The 1,793-nt window shown below is 65.9% G+C and carries 3 protein-coding genes; all 3 read right to left on the bottom strand.

Going from position 1 to position 1,793, the window contains the following annotated elements; translation table 11 throughout:
- Positions 1–62: 62 nt before the first annotated feature.
- Positions 63–287 (bottom strand): hypothetical protein, encoded by a 225-nt coding sequence (locus VGD20_RS09185; protein ID WP_331134150.1) that lies wholly within the window; start codon positions 285–287, stop codon positions 63–65.
- Between the two features lie 87 nt (positions 288–374).
- Complete coding sequence (locus VGD20_RS09180) at positions 375–1,088, bottom strand: ribonuclease T2 family protein (protein WP_331134149.1); 714 nt, start codon at positions 1,086–1,088, stop codon at positions 375–377.
- Positions 1,075–1,793, bottom strand: a 719-nt coding sequence (gene nadC / locus VGD20_RS09175) for a carboxylating nicotinate-nucleotide diphosphorylase (protein WP_331134148.1), incomplete at its 5' end; no start/stop codon positions are given. The genes nadC and VGD20_RS09180, both read right to left, overlap by 14 nt.

Here is a 1,793-nt window from a genome sequence, read left to right as displayed (position 1 = left end):
TGGGCCCCGGCTTTCGCCGGGGTGCACATCCCCTATCGGCAGCTTCCGGTCGAAAACTGCCCTCAGAGCAGAAACATCATCGTCGCGGTAAAAAAGATCGCGAAGCTCTGAAGAAACAGCCGGAAATCATTGTTCGAAAAGATGGTGACGGGCTCGCGATGCGCCGCGAGCGCGCTCCGCAATTCCCCCTGCCAGTCCGCGGGTGCGTTCAGCCGCGCGATAGTCAGCTGCCGCGTGCCATGCGCGCGGACAAGACGGCGAATATCGATATGATCGTCCGAGTCCATGCCCGGCAAGCTAGGAACTTCTTAACGGTCCGGTAAGGTTAAAAGATCGTTAACGAATCGCGCGTGCCAAAGCGGGACGGGGGCCTGTCAGCCGGGCATCGGCCGGACCCGCACCGCCCGCGGGTCGCGCGCGCCCGCCTGGAACGGCTTGCAGCGCTGCGGCCGCATCCGTGGCCCGAGGCACAATCGCACCTCATCGAGCCACCCCTGCCGGTCGATCGATACCGCGATCATCGGCTCCGAAATGCCCTTGTTGACCGCAGCGAATGCACGGCGGACGCTTCCTGCGGTCTGCGGCTTTGCAGCCAGCGCCTTCATGTCGGGAAAGCGCACCGCGCGGAACAACAGCTCTGCCGAGCGGAAATAAGCGGCCGGATGCGGACTCATGCACGTCCCGTGCTTCGCCCATTCATGCTGGAGCAGCTGCGCTGACGGCGTCATGCACAGATGCTTCTTCAGCACCGGCTGCGGAACGATTTTCGCCGATCGGCACCATTGCGGATAACCCGATGTGTCGGTTTCGGGCCACAGGCCGTGCAGCACCCAGCCGAAACGGCCATTCTCCCCCGCGCATTGAAAGCGGTCGCGGGCGTCCCTTGGATTGCGCACGTCGGCGCAATGCTGCGGCGACCAGCTCATGGCTAACAGATAGCCGGTGATCCGGGGATCGCGCACGGGCTCGCCGCGCTTGGGCTGCTCGATGCGCGGGACGGGGATGCGGTCGGGCACCGAACAGGCCAGCGACTGCGCCTGCACCGCGGCCGGCATCAGGGCCAGTGCGACGGCGCTAAGCCAGCGCAAAGTCGAGCCCGATATCGGCCGCCGGCGCCGACTGGGTCAGCCGCCCGACCGACACATAGGTCACCCCTGTCGCGCCGATGTCGCGGATCGTGTCGAGCCGGACGCCGCCCGACGCCTCGGTCGGCACCTTGCCGCCGACCAGCGCGACGCATTCCCGCAATTCGGCGAGGTTCATATTGTCGAGCAACAGGTGGGTCGCGCCCGCGTTCAGCGCCGGTTCGACCTGCGCCACGCGGTCGACCTCGACGATGATGTCCGCGATCCCCGCCGCAACTGCGCGGCGGACCGCTTCCTCCACCGACCCCGCAACCGCGACATGATTGTCCTTGATCATCGCGGCGTCCCACAGCCCCATGCGATGATTCTTCGCGCCGCCCATCCGCGTCGCATATTTCTCCAGCACGCGCAGGCCGGGGATCGTCTTGCGCGTGTCGAGCAAGGTGGCACCGGTGCCCGCGAGCGCATCGACATATTGCCGCGTCATCGTCGCGATACCCGACAGGTGCTGCACGGTGTTCAGCGCCGACCGTTCGGCGGTCAGCATCGCGCGCGCATTGCCCGACAGGCGCATCAGGTCGCTTCCGGCGGCAACTTCGGCCCCTTCCTCGACCAGTATTTCGATTTCCATGGCGGGTTCGAGCGCCCGGAAGAATCGCTCGGCGATCCGCAGTCCGGCAACTGTAATAGCATCGCGGCTGTCCATCG

This window comes from Sphingopyxis sp. (genome assembly GCF_036402335.1).
GTDB lineage: Bacteria > Pseudomonadota > Alphaproteobacteria > Sphingomonadales > Sphingomonadaceae > Sphingopyxis.
The sequence above is the reverse complement of the archived record's forward strand: the minus strand, read 5'-3'. Positions and strand labels throughout refer to the sequence as shown.

Excerpts from the sequence above, each read along its gene's own strand:
- VGD20_RS09185 (WP_331134150.1), bottom strand. The coding sequence starts at position 287 with ATGGACTCGGACGATCATATCGATATTCGCCGTCTTGTCCGCGCGCAT.